The organism is Psychrobacter sp. TPE 89C (assembly GCF_055522395.1).
In genome coordinates, this window is record NZ_JBVFXW010000086.1 from 1 (window position 1) to 5640 (window position 5640).

A 5640-nucleotide genomic window follows, 5' to 3' on the forward strand; every position below is an offset into this window, starting at 1 on the left:
CGCAAGAGTTTGGTAAAGAAGCGCCGAAGGCAGTGGCTGAGTTTTCACAAAACCGTATTGATGCTATCAAAGATGATACTACTCTTAGTATTGATAAAAAGTTAGAAGCTATTAAAAAATGGGATGAAGGTGGCGTTTATCGTGTTGCCGCTCATACTGCCCTTGGTGCATTAGGCACTGGTAGTGTTGAGGGTGCATTATCCACAGGTGGCGTAGCTGCCGCTGCTCCAACGCTTAATAACTTGCAAGATAAGATAGCAGAGTCACTGATTGCAAGCGGTATGAGTGAGAGTATCGCTAAAGGGACGGCAAGCGGTGTGGTGAGTCTTGCTCTACTAGGCGCAGGTAGTGCTTCTGGACTTGATACGTCAAGTACGGTGATGGCTACTAATGTGGATGCTAATAATAGACAGTTGCATCCACAGGAAGCTAAATTGATTAAATTGCTTGCACCAGACTATGCTCGAAAACACGGAATAAGTATCGAAGAGGCGGAAAAGCGCTTAACCAGAGGAGTATTATATAATATAGATGCAGGATGGAAAGACAGTATTGATACGTATATTGATGATGGAGAGATAGAGAATTATCAAGAAGCGTTCAACTATATAAGTAAAGTCAAGCCATCTGATTTAAAGGCGTATGATTGGGCTGATAAAATAACACCTGAGTATATAAAAGCTGAGATGGCTGCGGAGAAAGCAGCTATTGATGCTGAAAATGCCGCTGCCCAAGCTGCTTCGGAAACTAATCAGTATGATGAACATGGAGATTTAATTCCAACAACAACTCTAGATACGATTACTGTTGCGGCTACGGCTACAAGAGATCCTAAAGTTACTTATTATATAGGTACGGAAAACAATAGCTTTACTGCAACTAAAGAAGACTTTAACAATGAAGAGGTTTTTTTAGTAAATACTCTAGGAGGTAATACCAATCCTAATTCAGATGATTACAACGAAGCTAAAGTGCAAATGGAAAACAGTGCTGCCATTAAACTTTCCGAAGTTAGCTTCTTTGAAGGTATTGGTAGAGATATTAGCGGTGACAAGGGAACGGTTGTTGGTTTTAGCAAAGGAGTATTCACTGGTTTCACAGACACTGTAAAAGCGATTTTTAGTGGTGCTGAAAAAGTAGCTGAAACAACAGAAGATTTAATTAATGACCCTCAAAGAACTATTGAAAGTGGCGCGAATACAGTTGGGACGCTGATATATAATGCACCAGAGATAGCGCAAGAAGGATTTGATCAGCTAGAAGAGGCGGCTGCGCTAAGTAATGCTAAGCTCAACTTATATGACCTACAGCAGAATGCTGGCGCAAAATCTGAATATAAAGCGAATATTGCAGGTCAAATTGTTGGTGGTGGCGGTGTTGGTAGCGCAGGTAAGCAAGCTGTCAAAAAAATAGACGATGTCGCCAGTGAAATCGGCAAGGGTCTAGATGGTATGACTCCCAAGCCTGCTACAGTGACAGGTACTCCTGATACAGGCGGTGCAACGACTATCACAGGTAATTCAAATGGTAATGACATTGGTGCAGCTGAAACTGGTGGCGCTATATTAGCTATCGGTGATGCTAAGGAAGGCGCGTACACCAACAACTCTGATAGTAGTATCACAGGTCCAAATGGTGGAAGATTAAGCAGTACGGGCCAGTTTGATAATAATGGTAATGAGATCTATCAACGAGAGAGCGGTGGTTACTATTATATTGATGACAAAGGAGTTCAACGACCCGCTGCCTCGCCTAATGAACGCCCAGTAGCCAATAATACAGAATATAACCGACCTTATTTAAGACAGCTAACTATTGAAAAGATTGAAGCTAACTATACCAAGCTTGATAATGGCAATTATGAAGATAGATTAGGTAATATCATCGAAGGCCCAATTGATATCGGTCATGCCTATGGTCGTGAGCATAGACGACTTGAACTAGCAGCAGCAGAATTAAATATGACCCAAAAGGAGCTGAATGACTATGTTAATAGCCATCCTCAGCATTTTAGATTAGAAAATATGTCTAAAAACCGTAGTCATACTGATGAGATGGAAGGCAAAGATATTCCACAAGAACTAACAGATGAAATGCAAGATTTTCTTGATAGTAATAGAAGCAAAGGAAAGTAATTATGAACGAATATAAAAAAATGCGAATGAAAGTTTTTAGGCTTTTTAAAAAAGGTCAAATAGAAGAAGCTGTTGAATTATTTGAAACTAATAATATGGACTATTTTGAAACCTCGCCAACTGATAAGTGGAACTGGCTACATGAACTCTTAATGGGATTTAACCCAAAAGAACCACCGAAAAAAACTATTGAATTTTTTATAGAAAAAGGTGTTCCAATCAATGCTCAAGACAGTTATGGTATGACGCCACTGCACTATGCCATGCGAGGGGAAAATGCAGAAGCCGCTATTGCCTTATTAGAGGCAGGGGCAGATCCAAACATTCCTAATAGAGATAAACTTATACCTCTGAGAATGACTTTGCTGATGCCTGATAGGTTAGATGTACTAGAACTGATGTTAAAAAATGGTGGAGATGTTAACTACTATAATGGAAAAGATTACTTACTTGAGGCAGTTAAAGGCTTTCGAGGTGATCATCCTGATTTTCAAGAATTAATACAAATACTTGAAAATTATTCAGATGAGTAAAAAAATATGTTGGAAAATCTTGAAAGATAATTGAGTTAGATAAACCTCAAGATTTATTTAGCTATGTTGAAGAAATCGTATACCTAAACTTGGTAAACTAAGCGTATTAACTGATGTTTATTATGACTGAAAAAACAAGAGACGAACGTTTTGATCTGTTCCAATATTGGCTTATGAATTTATCAGATGCTTTAAATAGATTTATAGATTCAAAACCATTGTGTATAAGAGATAAACTTGATTACTCAATTGAGTCTTTAGATATTATAGAAAACTATTTATTAAGTCAGTATTCACATAACAATGAAATTATACAGGAGCCAGCTGACATACTTAACGGCTATAGTATCTATGTTGGCGAAACATTTAGGAAAGTACTAAGAGATAAGACCGATAGAGATCCAAATACTTGGAAAATTGAATTAGATGACGTGGATTACGCATTTTATAATTTGCCTATTATAAATGTAGGAGCATATACTGGTTGCCCTAGAGCGCTTGTAACTGCTTGTTTAGATAGAAGAAAAGGAAATTATTTTTCAAAAATTTTGATGAATCAAATCAAGTAGGGTAATTTGTTATTGATTAATCATTGATTTTATTAACTTAAAAGCCATCATTTATTATGATGGCTTTTTTCATGCAATGGCATAGCACTAATGGTAATAAAATCGGTGCCGCTGAAACTGGTGGCGCTATATTAGCGATTAGGGATGCTAAGGAAGGCGCGTACACCAACAACTCTGATGGTAGTATCACAGGCCCAAGTGGTGGAAGATTAACCAGTACGGGTAAGCGTGACGATAGTGGTAATGAAATCTATAGAAGAGATAGTGGTGGTTACTATGTTATTGATGATAATGGCGTGCAACGGACAACCAGTTCGCCTAATGAGCACGGTAATACGTTGGGCGATCAGCCTGCTGAACTGTATTGCCTAACCTGTCGTCGCACAGGTGAACCATTAAAATACGGTGAAACCACTCATGGTGAAGACCGCTATGGGGCAGGTAACCAAAAGCGCTATTCTACTGATGAAATTGAAGAAATGGGTGTTGAATATGAGAAAATAGACTCAGGAACAAAAATTGACATGCATCGCAAACAAACCGAAATGATTAAACAATATGAACAAGAAAATGGTAAAAAGCCTGATCTTAATAAGACCTATCAATAACTAAAGGAGTGGCTATGAAATTATGGATGAGTTCGGAATATAGTGGTGATATTGGTCATGAGATGAGAACGGCAAGAAACTTCGTAGAAGATGAAATAAACGTAAAAATCAACGATAAAGACTATGATATTGACTTAGACAAATGGCGCTGCATAGCAATTTTAATGAAAGACAAAGTAGATCAAGAGCGATATTGTGAAGTCATAAAATACTCACCAAAGACTAAGAAAATGGATTTTAAATTACAAATTGATTACCCTGAATTTGTAAATAGCGATGCCAAGCGTCAGCAACAGTTTATCTACGAGATGCTGATGCGAAGTCTAGATTTATTAATTGAAAAGGGACTAAACGAAGCAGGCATTGAAAGCTTACGTCAAGATACACAAAGCGTAGCCCTAAAAAACGGCTGGATAACCACTCATTAATAGCATGAATCGTATCAAAAAGGCTTAGTATTTACTAAGCTTTTTTTAGTTTACTGAAAGCGTGAGAGCAAATGTGATCCCTTTCACCCCAACTATGACCCTGACTATGTACCACCGCATATGAAAAAGGATAATAAAAGTAGATAATTAATTTACGATATAAAGGAGATAGATTATGTATATGATTGAGTTCAGCGGTCAATCGGGAGGGAGTCAAGCTGGTAAAGCTACTAGATATTATCATATTCTACTAAATAGAATATTTTATCAGAAACAAGATAGTAGTGATTATTTTAAAACCTTGCTCTTCTTATCGATCGTTTTTAGAATTAGTGGTAAACATCAAGACTTTGAGTCTGAAGGCGCAGAATTTCTACAAAAGTCAGCCAGTAGGAATGTTTACACCATTGATTTCGCCATTCCACAAGAGCGCTGGCAGAATAAAACCGATGTAGAGTTACGCTCATACATTGCCGAAGGAGTCAGATCCTGTTTTGATTTATTAAAACAAAAAGCTATAGAACTTGGTGAAGTCATAGATGAAGATAAGTTAGAGCGTGATTTTGAGTATGGCATGACGCAGTTTATGACTTTGCCACTACCTGAGCTTAAAGGTAGGTAACATGAAATTATGGATGAGTGCGGAAATAAGCGGAGGAATTGGTGAGCCTGTTCGCCATGCTTTAAACTTCGTACGTGACCAAATTAACGCAAAAATCGACGGTAAAGATTATGATATCGACTTAGACAAATGGCGCTGCATAGCCATTTTAATGAAAGACAAAGTAGATCAAAAGCGATATTGTGAAATCATAAAATACTCGTCTAAGACTAAGAAAATGGATTTTAAATTACAAATTGACTACCCTGAATTTGTAAATGGAGATGCTAAGCGTCAGCAACAGTTTATCTACGAGATGCTGATGCGAAGTCTAGATTTATTAATTGAAAAGGGACTAAACGAAGCAGGCATTGAAAGCTTACGTCAAGATACACAAAGCGTTGCTTTAAAAAACGGCTGGATAACCACTCATTAGCAGCACGTAGGTTGGGAGGAGCTAGCGACTCCCAATGAATAAGACGCTTTACCTAAATATCTACCTATATGCCCTTGCCAAGGGACGAGGCACGAAGCTAACTATTAAAGAAAAATAGCCCATGCCCCGCATATTTCACGACCATTAAATAACTCAAATCTATAGGCCATTTTTTTGTAGTTAACTTCCTTAACGTAGACAGCCTGAAAGGACTTGGCAGCACTCGCATAAAGGTCACCATTGGCTCATCAAAAAGTGAGTCAAATAGCAGCAGCTACACCGAGGTCAACCAAGGCTCCAGCATCACCACCAACAATCTTGCCTTGATCG

At 38.1% G+C, this 5640-nt stretch carries 7 protein-coding genes; all 7 read left to right on the forward strand.

Annotated features, from left to right (window positions below):
• Positions 1-2135 (forward strand): GH-E family nuclease (locus ACZW67_RS14075; protein WP_465183775.1); only part of this gene is annotated, 2135 nt, incomplete at its 5' end.
• A gap of 2 nt (positions 2136-2137) precedes the next feature.
• Positions 2138-2668, forward strand: a complete 531-nt coding sequence (locus tag ACZW67_RS14080; RefSeq protein ID WP_465183776.1) for an ankyrin repeat domain-containing protein — start codon at positions 2138-2140, stop codon at positions 2666-2668.
• A gap of 122 nt (positions 2669-2790) precedes the next feature.
• The gene (locus tag ACZW67_RS14085) at positions 2791-3237 is read left to right on the forward strand and encodes a hypothetical protein (RefSeq protein WP_465183777.1); all 447 of its coding nucleotides are present in this window, start codon (positions 2791-2793) and stop codon (positions 3235-3237) included.
• 71 nt (positions 3238-3308) lie between these two features.
• Positions 3309-3845 (forward strand): hypothetical protein, encoded by a 537-nt coding sequence (locus ACZW67_RS14090; RefSeq protein WP_465183778.1) that lies wholly within the window; start codon positions 3309-3311, stop codon positions 3843-3845.
• 14 nt (positions 3846-3859) lie between these two features.
• Positions 3860-4273 (forward strand): Imm44 family immunity protein, encoded by a 414-nt coding sequence (locus ACZW67_RS14095; protein WP_465183779.1) that lies wholly within the window; start codon positions 3860-3862, stop codon positions 4271-4273.
• 175 nt (positions 4274-4448) lie between these two features.
• Positions 4449-4895 (forward strand): hypothetical protein, encoded by a 447-nt coding sequence (locus ACZW67_RS14100; protein WP_465183780.1) that lies wholly within the window; start codon positions 4449-4451, stop codon positions 4893-4895.
• 1 nt (position 4896) lies between these two features.
• Entirely contained in the window at positions 4897-5310 is a 414-nt protein-coding gene (locus ACZW67_RS14105; RefSeq protein ID WP_465183781.1) for an Imm44 family immunity protein, read from the forward strand.
• Positions 5311-5640: the final 330 nt, after the last annotated feature.